This is a genomic window from Paenibacillus marinisediminis, assembly GCF_054343325.1.
This window is the reverse complement of sequence record NZ_JBTGUH010000003.1, coordinates 105,923-126,059: the sequence shown is the minus strand read 5'-3', so window position 1 is coordinate 126,059 and position 20,137 is coordinate 105,923. Positions and strand designations below refer to the sequence as shown.

The window sequence follows — 20,137 nt, the reverse complement described above, 5'->3', positions numbered from 1 at the left end:
TCTACATAATTCGCTCACCAAGGAGCGAACAGATCATATCCACCGCCACTTCAGCGGTTCTATTGCGATGATCGAGCAGTGGATTCACTTCTACTACATCAACCGAGGTTAAAATGTTGGCAGCAGCCAGCATCTCCATAACCAAACTGCCTTCTCGATACGTAAGTCCTCCTTGAACAGGAGTCCCTACTCCGGGAGCCTCGATCGGATCGAAGGCGTCCAAGTCCAAGCTAAGATGCACACCATCCGTATCGCGACTGGCTATGCGAATCGCTTCTTCCATCACGCTGGCGATGCCGATGCGATCAATCTCATGCATCGTGAACACCGTTATTCCGGCTTGCATCAGCAGCGTCTTCTCACCCGGATCAATTGAACGCGCGCCAACAATAACGATGTTGGAGGCGTCTATTCGCTTAGCGGCTCCAACCACCTGTACTAGGTTAGGATGCCCCATTCCGATTGCGACTGCGAGCGGCATGCCATGCACATTGCCTGAAGGTGTCGTTTCATCGGTGTTGATGTCTGTATGCGCATCAAACCAAATTACACCAAGCCGGGGCACTGCTCGCTTAACGCCGGCCAAGCTTCCGATCGCAATTGCATGGTCTCCGCCGAGTATGATCGGAAATCGTCCGCTGCGCAGCTGCTCCTCCACTCGAGTTGCAACTTCAACTGATACCGCCGCGATTTCCTTTACATTTTTCAACTTATCGGGCATCTCGCTTCCCGACAAGGAATGAGGTAAAGGTACCGGCACATCGCCTATGTCCATCACATCACAGCCAAGCGCTGTGAGCCGATCCGTCAAATTCGCATATCGTATTGCCGCAACCCCAAGGTCCACTCCTCGGCGTCCTTGTCCCAAATGAAGCGGTATTCCAATTATGCTGACTTGCTGTCTCATAAAGAAGCCCCTCCCCGCCTTCACTCAATTGATGCCTATACTGTAAGCACTCGCTCGATCCGTTCCAGCGCCCAATCCAGTTCTTCATGGGTAATCGTCAGCGGAGGAGCTAAGCGAATCGTCTTGTCATGTGTTTCTTTGCACAGCACCCCGAGCTCCATCAAGCGCTCGCACGTTGGACGCGCCGCTTCATACAGCTCCACGCCTATAAATAATCCGCGTCCGCGCACCTCCTTAATGAGCGGACTGTGAATCGATTGCAAACGATCGATTGTATAGGCTCCTAAGTCAGCCGAACGCTCAACCAATCGCTCATGCTCTATCACATGAAGCGCTGCTATTGCCGCAGCACAACCGAGCGGATTGCCGCCAAAGGTCGAGCCATGCGAGCCAGGGCTGAACAAATCTAATATGTCGTGATCGGCTGCAACTGCAGAGATCGGATAAACACCGCCGCCTAAAGCTTTGCCCAGCACATAGATATCCGGCTTTACTTGTTCCCAGTCGCAAGCAAACAGCTTGCCTGTTCGTCCGAAGCCCGTCTGAATCTCATCCGCAATAAAGAGTACTTGTTCTTGCGAGCACAGCTCGTAAGCATTTCTCAAATACCCTTGTTCAGGAATCACGATTCCAGCTTCACCTTGAATGGGCTCAATAAGGAGCGCTGCTGTATTCGGGCCAATCGCCCGTTTAAGCGCTGTCAAATCACCATACGGCACTTGCTTGAAGCCTGGTGTAAATGGACCAAAGCCCCGCTTATAGGCCTCTTCAGTTGAAAAAGAAGTTACGGTTATCGTACGACCATGAAAATTGCCTGCGCAAACGATTATTTCCGCTTCATCTTCAGGTACCCGCTTTACTTCATACGCCCAGCGTCTCGCAGCCTTCAGCGCAGTTTCAACCGCTTCTGCACCCGTATTCATTGGAAGCACGGCGCTCTTTCCGGTTAGCTCGCATAGCTTCTCATACAGCATAAACAACTGGTCATTATGAAAAGCTCTCGAAGTCAGCGTCACTCGATCCAATTGATCCTTTAATGCCTGCACGATAACAGGATGCCGATGTCCGTGGTTAAGTGCAGAATAGGCACTAAGCATATCCATGTACCTGCGTCCTTCTGGATCTTCAACCCATACTCCTTCGGCGCGTGCAATAACGATCGGCAGCGGCATATAGTTCGGAGCCCCGGTTTGATCTGTTCGCGCGATGATCTGCTCTGTATTCAACATATGAACTCTCTCCATTTCACTAATTTGTGATGCAATCGTTGGAGTATCATTGAGTTCTCCCAATGAAGTATATGAACAATGGCTAATGGGCATGTTCTGAAATTAGTGAAATTAATCGGCAGCGAAGGTTCCTTCATTTGCAGGACGTTTCATAGTCCGCTACAATTGAATAATAAGAATGGGAACGTTGCTTATCCATTGTAAGGTTCCGTTTGAAAGGATATGAAAGAATATGGCTGATACTCATACATACACGAAAGGTGAGGAGATAGCTAATGCCATCACGCACGAAATCGGTGTCGTGCTGAGCATTGCCGCTCTAACCTTATTGATCGTTTTCGCGGCGATTTATGGCGAAGCCATTCATGTGGTCAGTTTCACAATATATGGGGTGACGATGGTTCTGCTATACACCTCTTCGACGCTTGTTCACAGCTTTCCGCCTGGAAAGGTCAAGGATCTGTTTGAAACCTTCGATCATTCATCCATTTATTTATTCATTGCAGGCACGTATACGCCTCTTGTCTTGATCGCGCTGCCTCCAGCGCTCGGCTGGACACTGTTCGGTATCGTTTGGGCTATAGCAGCAGGCGGAATCGTGTTTAAAGCATTTTTCACTAAAAAATTTCTGTTTGCCTCTACCGGAATGTACATTCTGATGGGCTGGATCATCGTATTTGCTTGGGGTCCGCTCGTCGATTCGATGCCGCAGATCGGATTAACATTACTCGTTACCGGCGGTATCTTATATACAGTCGGCACGATATTCTATGTATGGCGGGGATTTCCGTATCATCATATGATCTGGCATTTATTTGTTCTGGCAGGGTCAGTCGTACACTTTCTGTCCGTGCTCACGCTTGTACAAATCCCTGCATAATACAAAAACAGGCTGCCTATTCATGAGGCAGCCTGTCTTATTATTGGGATACACTTGTAGTTGATTGTCTAATCCTCAGCTTCGGCGCAATCATAATCTTCTCATAACGTCCATCTCTTGAGTTTCCTGCAGGCTTCTCCAACAGATCGGCAAGCGTACTCGCTGCAAGACGTCCAATCTCCGCTTCATTCTGATCAATGTGGGTAAAGTATCCGTTATGTCCGTTCGGACTGCCGGGATCATCAAAGCTGACGATGGAGATATCCTCAGGCACACGGAAGCCGTGTCGCTCTGCAATCATTTTCAGATAGATTCCAAGCTGTCCGTTCAGGGCAATGTAGGCAGTGGCCATTTCACTCTTCATATAGCGGGCCAACTCAGAATTCATCATCGCTTCCGGTTCATTGGGTACTGTGAAATCTGTTAAGATTAATGCTGGATCAATCAGTTCTCCCGACTGCTGGAAAGCATCCATATATCCATGTATGCGGTCCTGAACACTCATCGTTCCACGGTAAGCATCCGTACAGATCGCAATCTTGCGATGTCCAAGCTCCATAAGATGCTGCACGGCCATCTTCGCTCCCATGCGATTGTCGGAGCATACATAATGCGTCTCCACTCCAGGCAAATAACGATCGATCAGCACAAACGGAAATTGATTCACTTTAAGTGACAGAATTTCCTCATTGTACAAGTCCTCATCTACTGGAAATAGCAGCAGTCCGGCTACGCCTATGTCCATAAATTGACGTATCTGCTGTTCTTCCCGCTCTTTGTCCCCATCGCTGTAAGCTAACAGCATATTATAGCCGCGTTCCTTCAAGGTTCGCTTAATTGCGTTTATGATCCGTACCTCAAAATAATCGTTCAATGTCGGCATAACAAAGCCTATCGTTCGTTCAATTCTGCGCGCAACATTAGGTGCAGGTGTGTCCTTAACTGAAGGGCTGGCTTCAAGCACTGTCTTAATCTCTTGATTAGGTGCTGAATCAGTTGGCGGAGCTTCAGACACAAAGCTGCCTCTGCCTGGCACACGATATATAATTCCTTCTTTCGCAAGCGAAGCCAAGGCATTAACCACAGTAATTCGACTCACTTGAAACTGATCCATCAGTTCTTTCTCGGTTGGTATGCGGTCATTCGGCTTCAATTCTCCATGCTCAATCTGATTCTGGATATATTGCTGCACTTGCATGTAGAGCGGTGAGCGCGAATCATAACTCATACGGGTATCAGTCCTTTTGACGTTCAATAGTAATTAAATAATATATATAATATATCATTTTCACAACAATGTAACAATAGAGATCGGTGCTCAGGAATCCCACTGTTACCAAACTCACCCTATTGTTCTCCGAATACAGATATAATTTACGATTAAACAAAGTTTGATTAACTTTGATCAGTTCGTTATGCTGGATGATAACTGAATATTTTAAAGTGAAGGGGGTATGATGGTTATGCAGAAATGGGTCGATTATTGTATGACGAAGCGCGGGACAAGCTTGACGAATCCATTTGGACCCGATGTAAATGTAATGAAGGTGGGCAACAAGATGTATGCCTTGCTTCCTGCTGACGGCGGTCCGCAGATCAGCTTGAAGTGCGATCCGCTGCGCGCCGACGCGTTGCGTGAGCAGTACCCCGAGATTACTCCGGGTTATCACCTAAACAAGCAGCATTGGAATTCGATCGCATTGGACGGCAACTTGACGGATGAAGAGATCATCGATCTCATCGATCATTCTTACGATTTGGTCATCAAGAAGATGACCAAATCTGAGCGGGCCAGCATCGGCACCTAATATTAATCATACAAAAAAAGACGTAACCGGATGATCCGGATTACGTCTTTTTTGTACTAGCCGATGCTCTAGCGCTTGGAAGCACCGCGACCGCGCGGCGCACCGCCCGACTGGCGTCCGCCTGAACGGCCGCCAGAGCGTCCCTCTTGCGCCGTTCTGCCGCCGCGTGCGTTCCGTTCCTTAGTCCCGCGGGATGCCGTGCTGCCTGAGCGGCCCTGCGCGCTTTCATCGCGACGGCCGCGTGCATCCTGCCTGCCGTCGCCTGATGCTCTGCCTCGACCGGATCGACCGCGGTCCGAAGTGCTGCGCTCATCGCGCTTGCGTGTGCCCTTGCCGTCGTTGCGGCTGTCATTCCCGCCGCGGCGGTTGTTGCCGCTGCTGTTGCGCGCGCCTCTACCACCGCTGCGGCTCGACTTATCTTGCTTCCGCTCACCGGAGCCGCGCTCCTCGAAGTCATCCTTCATCGCCTTCGCGGCTTGCTTATCGATCGTCATGCGAATGCCCTTTTCGATCAGGCTCACATACATCTTATCGCGAGGCGATGCGAATGTAATCGCCATTCCCGTTCCGCCCGCGCGCGCCGTTCTGCCGATGCGATGCACGTAGCTCTCCGCATCATGCGGAATGTCATAGTTGAATACGTGTGTTACACCTTCAACGTCAAGTCCGCGCGCCGCCACGTCAGTAGCGACCAGGAACTGCAGCTTCGCATCGCGGAAACGCTGCATCACTTGCTCGCGCTTCTGCTGCGAGAGGTCGCCATGGAGCTCGTCTGAAGAATAGCCGAGCTCCTGCAGCGCTTCATTCAGCGTGCTCGCTCTGCGCTTCGTGCGGCAGAAGATGACCGCCAAGTACGGGCGATACAGCTCCATGGCTTCAATCAACGCGGCCTGCTTGCCGCGGTCCGTCGTTTCGACGATGCGCTGCTTAATGCCCGTTACCGTGATCTGCGGTGCGGCAACGCGCACATCGGCTGGTTTCCGCATGAATTGCGCAGCCAGCTCGCGAACCGCCTGCGGCATCGTGGCCGAGAACAGCATCGTCTGACGTGCAGTAGGCGTCTGACGGATAATGTCCTCGACCTCGTTCAAGAAGCCCATATGCAGCATCTGGTCTGCTTCATCCAATACCAGCGTGGACAGCTTGCCCAGATTGATCGTCCCGCGGCGCATATGATCGAGCAAACGCCCTGGCGTGCCAACCACAATGTGCACGCTGCGCTGCAGCTTGCGCATCTGCCGCTCTACATCTTGCCCGCCATAGGCTGCCAAGACTCTGATCTCGCGATCCGGCGCATCCAGCAGCTTCTCCAGCTCTGCTGTAATCTGCAGCGCAAGTTCGCGTGTCGGCGTTACGATCAGCGCTTGGATCTGATCGCGGGCAGGATTAACCTTCTGCAGGATAGGCAGAAGGAACGCGAGCGTCTTCCCTGTGCCTGTCTGCGCCTGCGCGATAAGATCCTTCTCTTCTAGCGCGATCGGGATCGCTTGCTGCTGCACAGGAGTCGGCGCGCTGATGCCGTACATCTGCAGCCTGCGAACCCACTCTGCCTGAATGCCGAGCGGGGAAAATCCATTTTTATCAAAATTACGAGCTTTATCGTTCAAATTCATCACCATTTCTGTATCAGATTCAACCCATATTACAGGATAATGCATGTAAATGCTAGATAAAAGTAGAGGCGCGGCCGCTTATCCGTTGCTTGTATCCTGCTGCGAAGCAGATTTGGCTGCAGATGATGCAATGATCGCCTTCACTCTGCCAACCTGCCCGTCTTGCAGTCTAACCTTTATACCGTGGGGATGAGTCGGTGAATTCGTTAAGATGTCTTTTACGATCCCGCGCGTCAACTTGCCTGTACGCTGATCCTGCTTCAATACGATATTCACTTCTAACCCTGGCACGATATGTTTACGATTCTGTCCATTGCTCATATGAATGCTATACTCCAATCTAAAGATGTGGCTGCTGCACGAAATGTATCAACGAAATGTATCAACGAAATGCGTCAAAGAGATAATAAAAGCTGCCTTCCCTCATTATACACAATTCACAGCACTCCATATCCGAACATAATTGACGATGTGATATACTATTACCGAATCTATGACGATAGGAGCATCACCCATTTATGCTGACTTATGAACAGAAGCAGGCGGTTATCGAAACATTTCCAGAATTGACACGCAAAAATGTATCTCTAGGCCGCATCAATTATCATTACGAAGACAGCGCATTTGATAAGAAAACGGTCGTTTATCATCTCCACCCTAACGGAAATGGCTACGTATATGCTGGTCAGACAGCCGACTGGAAGACGCAAGCCGATGACCGCGGATTCGTGAATATCCGCGACTTCGATGAAGCATCGCTAAAAGCCATTATCCGCGCTTCGATCGAATCGCTTCAACCGACGGAGCACGAGCCGTCATCTGTGCAAGAACAAGATGACACTGCAGAACAATGGTTTGATGCAGATGAACAACGTGTCACGCTGAAACATGACGATGAAAACGACATGTGGATGATATTTGCGGAAGATACGCTTCAAGACGCATTCGAATCGTACGAAGAGGCTGTTGAATATTTGTTGGATGAGGGCTTTGCTCGCATCTAAGCTGCAACGACTTGCTTACAATACCAAAAGGGTAATTTAAGAAGCTCATCCGTCTTTCGCGACAGGCGGAGTCTTAAATTACCCTTTATTTTTATTTCAACCAAGGCGATGGCTCGCCAACTGCTACAATATCCAATTCATGAAGCGCTCGCGTGCACACGGTATACAGCAGCTTGCGATCCTTCTCTTCTCCGTAACTGGCAGCATCCGCATCGTACACGATAACCGCGTCAAACTCCAGCCCTTTCGCCAAATAAGACGGCATAACCCAATAACCTGCCACGAATTGACGAGTGTGCTTCGTGACGCGCCGCAGCTCAGGCAGCTCAGCTTCCAGCTCCGCATAGACACGATTGCAAGTTACTTCATCTTTCGTGATAACGGCTGCGGAATGGATCCCCGCTTCCTTCAGCTGCAGCAGCCGAGCGCGCACGAACTGGATTCGCGCTTCCTCATCATCTACGATGGTCAATCGCGGTTCATTGCCTTCGCGGTTGAACGGCTCGGCAGGCTCGCCTTCCGGCAGAATATGCTGCGCATACTCCGTAATATTGCGTGTCGATCGATAGCTCTTCGTCAATCGAATAACCTCGCTCGAGCGATCCGCAAACATCGCCTGCACAGACGCGACAGAATTCATGCGATTCGCTTCATAGATCGCTTGATTCCAATCTCCCAGTATCGTGAACTTACTTCGTGGAAATAGTCTGCTGAGCAGCGCATATTGAAACGGTGAATAGTCCTGCGCTTCATCAATGACGACATGTCGTATGTGATTGAACGTATCGAAGCCTTCAACTGACTCCAGCAAATACAAGTATGCGGATGCATCTTCATATGTGAGGTTGCCGTCCTTCAAATTCTCAAACGAACTTCCCCATATCCGGGCAAATGTTAACTGCTCAGGGGTATCGTTCGGAATATTAGCCGCCTCTACCCATAGCGGTAGATTGTGCACTAGGCCGGCATACACCGCGTCCCAATGGATATGAGCTTTGGCGCGCACTTCTTTCTGCATCGCCCGCACCCATTTTCGTACCTGCTTGCGGCTCATTTCCTTCATCTCTTGCTCCGTGCCCCAATACTCCTTCTGCTTCAGAAAACGGCGGTACACCTTCTTCTCCTCTTCCGCAGCCCATTGGTCCAGATACGCCATGATCCAATCCTTCAGCTTGCTCACGCGAGCAGGCAAGGACCAATCCGCCAACGTAACATAGAAATACTCGCGCATCATCTCTGTCGTAATAATCGTGCGCTTCGGTGTGCCGAGTGGCAAAAATGCCATCCCTTGCTTATGCAGATGCTCTACATAAGCATCCACTACCTTCATAAAGGCTGAGGATGACTTCCAACGCGCCGCTTCCGCTTGAGCCTCTGCCTGATCTCTCTCTTCTTCTGATGCAAAGGCGTTCGCGCTGCCAGCCATCAAGCGCTCCGCTTGATCGTACACATCTTCGATCTTCATTGAAGTAGGCAGACGATAATCCAGGTAGTCCTGATAAGTCGTCTGCGTCATGTTGGCCTCGCCCAGCTCCGGCAATATATTGGACACATAATCGTTAAACAGCTCGTTCGGTGAAAATAGCAGCACTTGCTCTGAACGCATGCTGTCTCTGTATTTATACAGCAGATACGCAATTCGCTGCAGCGCAGCCGATGTCTTGCCGCTTCCCGCAGCGCCCTGCACGAACAGCACGTCATGCTGCTCGTCACGGATAATGCGGTTCTGCTCCCGTTGAATCGTGCTGACGATGCTCTTCATCTTCGTATCCGCACTCTTCGTGAGCATATCCTGCAGCATATCATCTCCGATCTGGATCCCGGTATCGAATACCGCCTCCAGAGCGCCGTCACGTATGACATATTGACGCTTCATCGTCATCTCGCCTTCAATCTGCCCCATCGGCGTACGGTAACGGGCAGGTCCTGGCGCATAATCATAGAACAAGCTCGCGATCGGCGTGCGCCAATCATAAACGAGATGATCGTCTCGACCAGCATCGGTCACCGACATCAAGCCGATATAGATATCCAGATCCTCGGTGTCGCCTTCTTCTCGAAACCGGATTCGTCCAAAATACGGGTTGTCGATATGCTTCTGCAAGCGGTTCAGCAACCTGGAGGCATGCTCCTGCACGCGCTCATAGTTCGCCAAGTCCTTCGCTTGCTGCATCACACTAACATACGTTTCAAACATCGCGTCGCTGTCGACCGTAACTTCATCCCAGAAGTTACGTTTCATCTCGACGATCTCACTCTGCTGGCTGCCAATCGTTTCACGGAGCGTATGCATCTGGTGGTCCATCACTCGGATGACCTTATGCAGCCTCGCTTCTTCTTCTTGGCGCTCTAATTCATTTATGGAATCACTCATTATGTTCTCCTCCCGAATCTTATTCGCCGTGCAATATACCTGCAGCAATCTCGCTTCGTTCTGGCAGAGCTGCGGCAGCAATGGCCGCCTTCAGCCCGAGTACGATCTGATCGAGGCTCATGCTCGCTTTTCCAGGATGGTGAAGCGCTTGTTCTGGTAAAAATGGAATATGAATAAACCCGCCCTTGCAGCCGCTTAGCTCCGGACTAGTCGCAAGCTGATGCATAAGCGCGTAAAATATCGTGTTGCAGACAAATGTACCCGCAGTGTAGGATATGCTGCAGGGTACTCCCGCTTCTCTGACGGCAGCCATCATTGCCTTTATCGGCAGCGACGTCCAATAGGCTGCAGGACCATTCGCTGCAATTGATGTATCAAGCGGCGCTTCACCATCGTTATCCGCAATTCGAGCCTCCATTAGATTAATCGCTATGCGTTCCAATGTCAGATCCGGTCTTCCTCCCGCTTGCCCGACACATATAACGTAATCCGGTTCTATTTCCGTTAATAACTGCTTCAATAAGTGCTGCGCTCTTGCAAATGATGTAGGGAGCAATCTAGCGGCGACTGTATAGTCCCCCTCGTATTCTCCCTCCAGCCTGCGCACCGCTTCCCATGAAGGGTTCAAGCTTTCCCCGCCAAATGGATCAAAGCCAGTAACAAGTATAGTCTTCATAATCGTTCCCCCTATGCTTATCCTCAATTCTCTATTTTCACAAACTATGTTAAAAAGAAGCATGATCTTCGAGTGAAAAGTCGATCGTATGGACAATCTGTTAGTATGCTCATGTTCAAATGAACCTGTTTATGTTAAGGTAAGAGTCGTTGGAAAGGAGTGCTTTAATATGTTGTCACAGATCGATGCGCCTGCTCTAATCTTGTTAGGTCTGGCCGCTCTTGGCATTATTAGTGGAAATTCTACAATTACTATCGCTATGGTCGTGCTGCTGTTTCTGCGCGTTACGAATTTGCATGCGGTATTTCCATGGATTGAAAAATATGGTCTAACCATCGGTATCATCATCCTGACGATCGGTGTCATGTCTCCAATTGCAAGCGGAAAAATATCTGTGGAGACGTTGACTTCCTCGCTTCTGAATTGGAAGTCATTGCTCGCTATAGGAGTAGGTATGTTAGTAGCCTATCTTGGCGGCAGAGGCGTCACTCTTATGTCACAATCACCGACCGTAGTAGCTGGACTGCTCATAGGTACAGTTCTTGGTGTTGCATTTTTCCGCGGTGTCCCCGTGGGACCTCTTATTGCTGCCGGCATCCTGTCATTGCTTATCGGCAAATCATAGATGCAAGCCCGTTCACGTCATTACATCATCACTTCATCATACTGAAAAAACAACCCTCAGGCAAATGTTTCTGGCGTGTTCAGAAGGAGTCCGTTACTTGACAGATGTGCGATCTACAAGGTGCTGACTCCCCGTTACACGAAACAGCGGCGATCTAAGACTTGAAAGTAAAGTCAAAGACCGCCGCTGTTTTTAGCTCTAAACCTTCTGAACTATTTTCTTATCCTCAATGTGATATACGAGCTCAGCTACATTCTCCAGCAATCGCGCATCATGCGATATGAAAACAATCGTACCCGCATAGCTCCTCATCAGATTTTCTAAAGCCTCCACTGCTGCCAGATCAAGAAAATTGCTCGGTTCATCCATAAGCAGGATGTTATATCGCCCGAGCAGCATTTTGGCTAGCTGCAATTTAATGATCTCGCCGCCGCTTAGCATGGACAGCTCTTTCCGAATATCGTTAGACGAAAACCCCAAGGACGCCAGTACAGCTCGAATGTCCGATACCTGATAATCACAGCTTTCCAGCATGAAAGCCATCACACCCTGATCGCGATTAAACTTGTAGCCGTTTTGAGCAAAACAGCCAATTTCCGCTTTGGGCGACAAGGAGATGCCGTCTTCTCGATTCAGGATCATGTTGAATAGCGTCGTCTTACCTGACCCATTTGCACCCGTTACCGCAATCTTTGCGCCCAGCGGAAATTGAAACGCCGCATCTTCAAAGATGACCTTGCCCTCATACTGCTTGTTAATTCCCTTCCCCATGATCGGAAATGGATGATGAAGCTCCAAGGCTTTGCTCTGCCGGAATTGGAAGGAGCGAATCGCTTCCGGCGGCTTGACATCACCAAGCACTTCGATGCGATGCTCCATATTTTTCGCGGCATTGTGCAGCTTCTTCTGCTTGCTTCCCACCGGCTTTTGATGACTGAGACGACCGCCGCTTTCTGTGCTGTTCTTTTTGGATGATCCCTTCGCTTTCTGATCTAACTTCCGAGCTTGAGAGTGCAGCTCGGTAATGGCTTTCTTCAGCCGATCTTGTTCAGCGAGAAACCCCTTATATTGAGCTTCCTGAGCAAGACGCTCCTCTTCCTTCTGTGCCAAGTAATCGGAATATCCGCCCCAATACTCGGTGATCCTCCCATCCTTCAGCTCCCAGATCTTATCAACGACTTGATCCAGAAAATAGCGGTCATGGCTTATGACAAGTACAGCTCCAGAATAGTATCGAAACTGATGGATTAACAAGTCAATACCCTCGCGGTCGAGGTGGCACGTCGGTTCATCCGCAAATATAACTTGCACCATTCCGGACAGAGCTTGTGCAATCTTCAGCCGTGTTTCTTCACCGCCGCTCATGCGTTCTGTATTCAGATTGTTAACGCCCAGCTTGCCCATTAAGGCGTAATCCTTCACCTCTTGGACAACTATATCTTCCAACTGTGGAATGTAGGCAATATTGCCGTCCTTGACGACTATGCCATCCGATAAAGGACATTCGCCGAGCAATACTTTGAGCAATGTGCTCTTTCCAGCTCCGTTAGCGCCGACCAGACCGATGCGATCATAATCATAGAGCTCCAGATGATCAATATCCAATACATCGCGCCCCGAATACTCCACATGAATATCTTTTGCTTTTATCAATAACATCCTATATTCCTCCTTCAGAAATCGCAGTTTTCTGTTCGCAGGGTATCCTGCGATTTACGAAAGGAAGATTAAATATAGATGAACATTAGCATGCGTAACATATTTCGCATAAGATTGACTCCTTTACAGATCATTTACTTGTCATTCAATCACTGCGCGTCGTTGTTAGACGGGTTCATTTTGGGCAATAAAAAAGCAGATCCAGGTCCCGATGCGGGCTTAGATCTGCATTTATCACGTGTGAGAATATAGCGAAAGAAGGTATAGCACAAACGCTATCCGAATCGCGATCTATGTCTGCATACGTATAAATAAGCAACTCTAAAAAGCCCACCACAAGGGTGTTATCCGCTTCTTATCGCCAACTTATCGAGTACGCATGGAATTAAACATAGATAACGAGCCTCCTCCTATTTAATGTCTTAAATGGTAACACTCATCAATCTTGCTGTCAATCTGATAGGGCACATCTTCTTTAAACGGACATTCGACTATTAGCGCGTGTACCTGTGTACCTTTGTACCGCAATTCCTCTTTCAAGTATTTCCAAAATGCGCTATACTAACAAATTGAAATCCTATTATGCTTATCGGAGTGAGACTCATTATGTCTTCCAGTAAAACATCGCGTTACTACGCCCTATTATTTGTTGGCATCATTGCTGTATCCTTCTCTGCGATCTTCGTAAAATGGTCGGAAGCACCGGCATCCATACTCGGAATGTACCGTCTGCTTATGACGAATGTGCTTCTCCTTCCATGGGTGTGGGTGTATCGCAAACAATGGCGCGGTCTTGGCCACAAGGATGCGCTCAAGCTCGCAGGATCGGGCTTCTTTCTGGGGCTTCATTTTCTGCTGTGGATGGAGTCTCTTCGTCATACAACTGTCGCCAGCTCAACGATGATCCTTGCACTTGAACCGATTCTCGTTATGCTGGGCTCATTCTGGTTGTTCAAGCATCGGACCTCGCGCGCAGCGATCATTGGAGTCGGAATCGCACTGATTGGCGTTGCCATGATCGGCTGGGGTGATTTCTCCATCTCCAAGCAGGCGCTATACGGAGATCTGCTGTCTGTGCTCGGCACAGTGGCAGTCGTTATCCATCTTCTGCTCGGGCAAGATTTGCGCCAGCGTGTATCGTCCTACGTTTACAATTTCTCTGTCTTTCTTATCGCCGGCTTATGTCTCGCGCTATATAATGTGGGGGCTGGGATACCGTTAACCGGTTATCCGATAAATGAATGGCTGATCTTCTTCCTGATGGCCGTTATCCCAACTGTACTTGGACATATGCTGTTCAACTGGCTGCTGAAATACGTCAGTGCAACTGCGATATCCATGAGTATATTGGGAGAACCAGTAGGAGCCAGCATTCTTGCTTGGATCATGCTCGGCGAAGTCATGACTCCATTACAGATTAGCGCATGCATTCTGCTGCTGTTCGGCGTGTGGCTGTTTCTATCGAGAGATCGTCATGCTCCCCCTGCTTCAGTCGCAGTGGAGACGACGAATTAAAGGCTTTATAATGTCCAGTTCTTCTGCCCCTAAATTGATGATAGGGATGCATACAAAATAATTAATATGTATTTAATTGTTCAAATATGGATTGACAACACTTTTATGGCAGTGCTAGAATCAACAAAGCAGACACGGTAAACGTGTATATTCCACAGAGAGGCAGGTGAGATCCATGTTGTTCATTACTGATCGCGGCGGAGATATTCGCCATACACATAACTTCATACATGGAGCCCTGCATATCGAATGCTTGTGGAATGAAGACAGCAACAGGTCTAATCACTAGTTCTGATGGACGCTGCTGCTGAGCCTTCCTCACTATAACTGTCATTCATCTATTTGCGGGCCCATCAGCCCGTAAGCTAATACACTCGTTGCCCACAAGGTATATCGTTTACGACGATATACCTTTTTTAATGCCATAATGCATGTACTCGAATCCAAAAGGAAGTGAAATGGAATGTTTGATGTCATACGCAAGTTATCTTGGTTCTATAAAGAGCATAAGGTGCGATATTCAGTCGGTATCTTCATGCTTATCTTTGTCGGTGTGCTTGAGCTGATCCCGCCCCGCTTGCTCGGTCAGGCAATCGATGAGATTGTGTACGGCTTAATCACCTGGGATAACCTCATCCTGTATATGTTCTTAATTGCGATAGCGACGATCGTGATATACGCCGTCACTTATGTGTGGATGTATCAGATCTTTGGAGGAGCTTATCTGGTGGAACGGATGCTGCGCTCCAGATATATGCGTCACCTTCTCAAGATGACTCCTACCTTCTTCGAGAAGTACCGAACTGGCGATCTCATGGCGCGCGCGACCAATGACCTTCGTTCCGTATCTACGACAGCAGGCTTTGGCATGCTGCTGATCACAGATTCCACGATATTTCTGTTAGTCGTGCTGTCCGCCATGATCTTCTTCGTCTCCTGGAAGCTGACTTTAGCGGCGATGCTGCCGTTGCCGATTATCGCTATCGCGATGAAAGTATTCGGCAAGAAGATCCATGAGCGCTATATGATCTCGCAGGACGCCTTCGGTGTGATGAATGATCAGGTGTTGGAATCCGTTGGCGGCGTGCGCGTCTTACGCGCCTATGTGCAGGAAGCGAATGATGAACAACGCTTCCGCGACATCGCGCAGGACGTATATCGCAAAAATGTCGAGGTAGCGAAGATCGATGCGATGTTCGATCCGACGATCCGTCTCGCCGTCGGACTCAGCTATACCATTAGTCTTGGATACGGCGCGTATCTCATTATCCATAACGCGATATCATTCGGTGACCTGCTTGTGTTCAATATGTACCTTGGTATGCTGATCTGGCCGATGTTCGCTATCGGTGAACTCATCAACGTCATGCAGCGAGGCAATGCTTCACTGGATCGTGTGAATGAAATGCTCGATTATACGCCAGACGTTCAGAATGCGGATGTCACCCAAGACGTCCAACAACCGGAAACGATCGAATGGAGTAATTATCAATTCCGTTACCCATCTTCAACTTATAACAATCTGGAGGATATGACCTTAACGCTTCGGAAAGGGCAAACGCTCGGTATCGTCGGGCGAACTGGAAGCGGCAAGTCTACCTTCGTTAAGCAGTTATTACGAGAATACCCGATTGGCAGTGGTGAGATTCGCATCAACGGTGTTCCCTTGCAGAGCATGCCTCTGGAACGGATTCGCAGCTGGATCGGTTATGTGCCGCAGGAGCAGATCTTATTCTCCAAGACCGTTAAGAACAATATCCTATACGGCAATCTGAATGGCAGCGACGATCATGTAATGCGAGCGATCGACACCGCCTCCTTCACACATGATCTGCCGACATTGGCAGATGGCGTTGAAACGATCGTCGGCGAGAAAGGTGTTGCCCTGTCAGGCGGACAGAAACAGCGGGTATCTCTCGCCCGCGCCTTTATCTCGGATGCTGATATTCTCATCCTCGACGATGCATTGTCAGCCGTTGACGCTCGCACAGAGGCGAACATTATTGAAAATATTCGCGAAGAGCGCGCAGGCAAGACGACACTGATCACGACTCACCGCTTATCGGCAGTCGAGCACGCTGACCTCATCATCGTGCTGGATGAAGGTCGAATCGTAGAGCAAGGCACACATGATCAATTAATGAATCTGGACGGTTGGTATCGAGAGCAATACAACCGCCAGCAGTTGGAATCCTCCTTGTAAGACCGGGATGTTTCCATACCCAATCAAGCATCAGATAAAGGAGGAACGTCATGATGAACCACGAACACGAAGTACAGCCAGACGCCGCACAACCCAAAAATGTCGGCAAACGGCTATGGAAATATGCACTTACCTATAAATGGACCTTCATCATTTCGATGTTGATGCTCTCCATTGCAGTCGCCGCGGAATTGGCTGGACCTTTTATCGCCAAGACCATAATCGACCAGCACATTCTCGGCATCGAGCAGCCGTTCTATCAAACGTCGACTGACTCCAAGTATAACGTTGACTTTGAAGGTATAACGTATAAGCGGAGTGACCGTTTCGCGGAAGGTGAAGCCAAGGGAAACAAGGCGATTCACATCATTCAAGGCGGAACGACATTCTATCTCGTTGATGAAGTCATTCCCGAACCGAACGGAACGCGTGATTATGCGGACGGTGTACTGACGATCACTTCCAAGTCCGGCGAATGGCAGGGACCCGCCCATAAGCTGTCGCTGAACGATATCCTGTTGTTTTACAAGCCGGAGATCAATGCGATGATCGGCTGGCTCGTGATTTACGTGCTGCTGCTCATCCTTAGTATCGCTTTGAGCTTCGGCAAGATCTTGGGACTACAGACAGCGGCTAACAAAGTAATCCGCAAGCTGCGTGGAGACGTCTATGCTCACGTGCAGCGCTTGCCGATTCCATACTTCGATAACTTGCCCGCGGGCAAGGTCGTATCGCGCATAACGAACGATACAGAAGCTGTAAAGGATCTATTTGTCGCCGTCCTTTCTAACTTTACATCAGGCATCATTACGATCACTGGCATATATATCGCGCTATTCATCCTGGATGCCAAGCTTGCTGCGATCTCATTGGTCCTGCTGCCCATGATCTGGATGTGGATCGTTCTGTATCGCAAGTTCGCTACTCGCTATAACAAGATCATTCGCTCACGCTTGAGCGCTATTAACGCGATCATTAATGAATCGATTCAAGGCATGCCTGTTATTCGCGCTTTCCGCCGTGAGAAGGAAACGTTGAAAGAATTTGAAGAGCTAAATGAGGACTATCTGAAGCACCAGAATAAGCTGCTTAAGCTTAATGCATATACGTCGCATAACCTGGTTACCGTACTGCGCAACATTGCCTTTGCGATCGTGCTCTGGTACTTTGGCGGCGGCGCTCTAGACGCTAACGGTGTCATTTCAATGGGCGTGCTGTACGCATTCGTAGACCTGTTGAACCGGTTGTTCCAACCGATTACAGGTATCGTGAACCAGCTTGCGAACCTGGATCAATCCCTTGTCTCTGCCGGCCGCGTATTCGAGTTGATGGATGAGCCGGGAGAAGATCGCCATGAGGGCACCATGCCGCGTTATAAAGGTCATGTCGAATTCGACCAAGTGTCATTTGCCTATAAAGAAGATTACGTGCTGAAAAATATTAGCTTTGAAGCGAAGCCTGGTCAAACTATCGCGCTTGTCGGTCATACCGGTTCAGGCAAGAGCTCGATTATGAACCTCTTGTTCCGCTTCTATGACCCGCAGGTTGGCGAGATTCGGATCGACGGTCAAGTGATACGCGACATTCCGAAGCAATGGATTCGCCAGCACATGGGGATCGTGCTGCAAGACCCTTATTTATTCAGCGGTACGATTGCATCGAATGTCAGCTTGGGTGATCCGGCCATTTCCCGGGAAAAGGTTGAAGCATCACTGAAAGCTGTTGGTGCGGACCGAATCTTGAAGCAGCTGCCAAAAGGCATTGATGAGCCAGTAATTGAGAAAGGCAGCACGTTATCCGCTGGTCAGCGTCAATTGATTTCATTTGCGCGCGCACTCGCATTTGAGCCTGCCATTCTCATTCTGGACGAAGCAACGGCTAACATCGATACCGAGACGGAAGCATTGATTCAAGATGCGCTTGAAGTACTGAAGCGCGGACGTACGACATTTATTATCGCGCATCGTCTCTCCACGATTCGCAGCGCGGACGTCATTCTCGTTCTCCATCGCGGAGAAATTGTCGAGCAGGGCTCGCATGACGAGCTCATGGCGCTGCAAGGGCGTTACTATCGGATGTACCAGCTGCAGCTTGGAGGGCAGACGGATACAGCTTCCAATTTCAACACGGACGCGAAGGAAGCGGAGCCTGTACAAAACAGAACTTCTTGTACTGTATTGGCATAAAGAATAAAAGAGGATCGGCACTGTAAACTGTACCCTATCGAGTAGACACTTTAAAAAAGTCTCTCGATAGGGTACTTTTGTTTTTAACAACTAAATGAGAATGGGGAATTGTAATGAGCAAAAAAATATTTTCAGATAACGAAATCAAGATGCTATCTAACAATCCTTACGTGAAATCCGTTTCTTCTAAGGCAATTACGTATACAGATGCATTTAAAGAATTGTTTATTTCAGAGAATAACAAGGGCAAGCTGCCATGGGAAATATTTAAGGAATGCGGTTTTGACGTATCAATCATAGGAAGACAAAGAGTTAAATCATCAGGAGATAGATGGCGCGCCAGTTACCAGAAAAACGGTATCTTAGGTTTGCAGGACACAAGAAGTCAATCGTCAGGAAGACCCCTTAAACGGGAACTGACACTAGAAGAGAAGTACGCTAGACTGGAGGCTCAGAATGCCTTACTAAAAGCAGAGAACGAATTGCTAAAAAAGATTCGTTATGCGGAGAGGGGGCAGAACAAAGGATAAAACTGTCACCCAATAAAAGATATATCCTTATCCGTGCCATCGTTAAGAAATATCAATTCCACCGCATGATCAACTACTTATGCAAGGTGGCCGGGGTTTCTAGAAGCAGATATTACAGGCATTGGTCTTCTGAAGCAGAGCAAAAGAGAAGTCAACGTGAGCGACAAGATGAACAGGTAAAAGAAATCGTCTTAATGGCTTATCATTTCAAGAGACGCAAGAAAGGGGCCCGATCCATCAAGATGACACTGGAGGGTCAATTTAAGATTGTCTACAATCTGAAACGCATCAGGAGGATTATGAAGAAGTACGACATTGTGTGCCCTTTCAGGAAGGCTAATCCCTATAAAAGGATGATGAAGGCTACCCAAGAACACAGGGTCGTTCCCAACCTGCTAAACCGTGAGTTTAAGCAGAAGATCCCCGGTAAGATATTACTGACGGATATCACCTATTTATTTTACGGTTCAGGCAAGAAAGCCTATTTATCAACTATCAAGGACAGTTCAACCAATGAAATCTTGGCATATCATGTGTCAGACCGAATCACGATGGATCTTGCGACAGATACCCTCCTGAAGCTTAAGAAAAACCGAAGGTTTAAGAAAGCAGAGGGTGCCTTCATTCATTCTGACCAAGGATCCCATTATACACATCCAGATTTTCAAAAAATGGTGAGAAAGATGAATTTAAAGCAGTCTATGTCCAGGCGGGGAAACTGCTGGGACAACGCACCTCAGGAATCATTTTTTGGTCATTTTAAAGATCAGGCCTCCATTAAACCCTGTTTGACTTTGGACGAGTTAAAACGGGAGATTAAGGACTACATGACTTATTACAATCACTACAGATACCAATGGAATTTAAAACAGATGACCCCTGTTCAATACAGAGATCATCTTCTTCAATCTGCCTAGACTTTTTTAGA

At 48.7% G+C, this 20,137-nt stretch carries 17 protein-coding genes; 8 read left to right on the top strand and 9 right to left on the bottom strand.

What is annotated here, in order from left to right; genetic code table 11:
* Position 1: 1 nt before the first annotated feature.
* Together rocF and ACXX53_RS09930 are read right to left on the bottom strand one after the other, a co-directional pair.
* Positions 2 to 907 carry an arginase gene (gene rocF / locus ACXX53_RS09935; protein ID WP_458568488.1) on the bottom strand — a complete coding sequence of 302 codons (906 nt, stop codon included), beginning with the start codon at positions 905 to 907 and terminating at the stop codon, positions 2 to 4.
* Positions 908 to 942: 35 nt separating this feature from the next.
* Complete coding sequence (locus ACXX53_RS09930; protein ID WP_458568487.1) at positions 943 to 2,136, bottom strand: ornithine--oxo-acid transaminase; 1,194 nt, start codon at positions 2,134 to 2,136, stop codon at positions 943 to 945.
* 232 nt (positions 2,137 to 2,368) lie between these two features.
* Here ACXX53_RS09930 and trhA point away from each other — a divergent pair, with 232 nt between their 5' ends.
* The gene (gene trhA / locus ACXX53_RS09925; protein ID WP_458568486.1) at positions 2,369 to 3,016 is read left to right on the top strand and encodes a PAQR family membrane homeostasis protein TrhA; all 648 of its coding nucleotides are present in this window, start codon (positions 2,369 to 2,371) and stop codon (positions 3,014 to 3,016) included.
* A gap of 40 nt (positions 3,017 to 3,056) precedes the next feature.
* Here the strand turns inward: trhA and ACXX53_RS09920 are convergent, their stop codons facing one another.
* Positions 3,057 to 4,244, bottom strand: a complete 1,188-nt coding sequence (locus tag ACXX53_RS09920) for a GntR family transcriptional regulator (RefSeq protein ID WP_458568485.1) — start codon at positions 4,242 to 4,244, stop codon at positions 3,057 to 3,059.
* Positions 4,245 to 4,479: 235 nt separating this feature from the next.
* Here ACXX53_RS09920 and ACXX53_RS09915 point away from each other — a divergent pair, with 235 nt between their 5' ends.
* On the top strand, positions 4,480 to 4,824 hold the full coding sequence (locus ACXX53_RS09915) for an MmcQ/YjbR family DNA-binding protein (RefSeq protein WP_458568484.1): 345 nt from the start codon (positions 4,480 to 4,482) through the stop codon (positions 4,822 to 4,824).
* Positions 4,825 to 4,892: 68 nt separating this feature from the next.
* Here the strand turns inward: ACXX53_RS09915 and ACXX53_RS09910 are convergent, their stop codons facing one another.
* Together ACXX53_RS09910 and ACXX53_RS09905 are read right to left on the bottom strand one after the other, a co-directional pair.
* Positions 4,893 to 6,482, bottom strand: a complete 1,590-nt coding sequence (locus tag ACXX53_RS09910) for a DEAD/DEAH box helicase (protein ID WP_458568483.1) — start codon at positions 6,480 to 6,482, stop codon at positions 4,893 to 4,895.
* Between the two features lie 33 nt (positions 6,483 to 6,515).
* Complete coding sequence (locus ACXX53_RS09905; protein ID WP_458568482.1) at positions 6,516 to 6,758, bottom strand: YwbE family protein; 243 nt, start codon at positions 6,756 to 6,758, stop codon at positions 6,516 to 6,518.
* A gap of 197 nt (positions 6,759 to 6,955) precedes the next feature.
* Here ACXX53_RS09905 and ACXX53_RS09900 point away from each other — a divergent pair, with 197 nt between their 5' ends.
* On the top strand, positions 6,956 to 7,441 hold the full coding sequence (locus ACXX53_RS09900) for a hypothetical protein (RefSeq protein WP_458568481.1): 486 nt from the start codon (positions 6,956 to 6,958) through the stop codon (positions 7,439 to 7,441).
* A 91-nt stretch (positions 7,442 to 7,532) separates the two neighbouring features.
* Here ACXX53_RS09900 and helD read toward each other — a convergent pair whose 3' ends face one another.
* Together helD and pcp are read right to left on the bottom strand one after the other, a co-directional pair.
* A complete protein-coding gene (gene helD / locus ACXX53_RS09895) occupies positions 7,533 to 9,815 on the bottom strand; it encodes an RNA polymerase recycling motor HelD (RefSeq protein WP_458568480.1) in 2,283 nt (760 codons plus the stop codon).
* A 19-nt stretch (positions 9,816 to 9,834) separates the two neighbouring features.
* Positions 9,835 to 10,491, bottom strand: coding sequence for a pyroglutamyl-peptidase I (pcp, locus tag ACXX53_RS09890; RefSeq protein WP_458568479.1), 657 nt, complete (start codon positions 10,489 to 10,491; stop codon positions 9,835 to 9,837).
* Positions 10,492 to 10,672: 181 nt separating this feature from the next.
* Here pcp and ACXX53_RS09885 point away from each other — a divergent pair, with 181 nt between their 5' ends.
* Positions 10,673 to 11,116, top strand: a complete 444-nt coding sequence (locus ACXX53_RS09885) for a DUF441 domain-containing protein (RefSeq protein WP_458568734.1) — start codon at positions 10,673 to 10,675, stop codon at positions 11,114 to 11,116.
* A 198-nt stretch (positions 11,117 to 11,314) separates the two neighbouring features.
* On the opposite strand, the gene ACXX53_RS09880 is transcribed toward ACXX53_RS09885, so the two are convergent.
* Positions 11,315 to 12,775 (bottom strand): Msr family ABC-F type ribosomal protection protein, encoded by a 1,461-nt coding sequence (locus tag ACXX53_RS09880; protein ID WP_458568478.1) that lies wholly within the window; start codon positions 12,773 to 12,775, stop codon positions 11,315 to 11,317.
* A gap of 606 nt (positions 12,776 to 13,381) precedes the next feature.
* Here ACXX53_RS09880 and ACXX53_RS09875 point away from each other — a divergent pair.
* The gene (locus ACXX53_RS09875) at positions 13,382 to 14,290 is read left to right on the top strand and encodes a DMT family transporter (protein ID WP_458568477.1); all 909 of its coding nucleotides are present in this window, start codon (positions 13,382 to 13,384) and stop codon (positions 14,288 to 14,290) included.
* A 103-nt stretch (positions 14,291 to 14,393) separates the two neighbouring features.
* Here the strand turns inward: ACXX53_RS09875 and ACXX53_RS09870 are convergent, their stop codons facing one another.
* Complete coding sequence (locus ACXX53_RS09870; protein WP_458568476.1) at positions 14,394 to 14,624, bottom strand: hypothetical protein; 231 nt, start codon at positions 14,622 to 14,624, stop codon at positions 14,394 to 14,396.
* A gap of 129 nt (positions 14,625 to 14,753) precedes the next feature.
* On the opposite strand from ACXX53_RS09870, the gene ACXX53_RS09865 reads away from it, so the two are divergent.
* From ACXX53_RS09865 to ACXX53_RS09855, 3 genes are all read left to right on the top strand, one after another.
* Positions 14,754 to 16,493: an ABC transporter ATP-binding protein gene (locus tag ACXX53_RS09865; RefSeq protein WP_458568475.1), complete on the top strand. Its 1,740-nt coding sequence runs from the start codon at positions 14,754 to 14,756 to the stop codon at positions 16,491 to 16,493.
* A 53-nt stretch (positions 16,494 to 16,546) separates the two neighbouring features.
* Positions 16,547 to 18,679: an ABC transporter ATP-binding protein gene (locus ACXX53_RS09860; protein WP_458568474.1), complete on the top strand. Its 2,133-nt coding sequence runs from the start codon at positions 16,547 to 16,549 to the stop codon at positions 18,677 to 18,679.
* 113 nt (positions 18,680 to 18,792) lie between these two features.
* Positions 18,793 to 20,126, top strand: a protein-coding gene (locus ACXX53_RS09855) for an IS3 family transposase (RefSeq protein WP_458568473.1) whose coding sequence is annotated in 2 segments (ribosomal slippage) — positions 18,793 to 19,174 and positions 19,174 to 20,126 — 1,335 coding nt in all. Because the reading frame shifts where the segments join, the coding sequence is not laid out codon by codon here.
* The last annotated feature ends 11 nt before the right edge of the window (positions 20,127 to 20,137 follow it).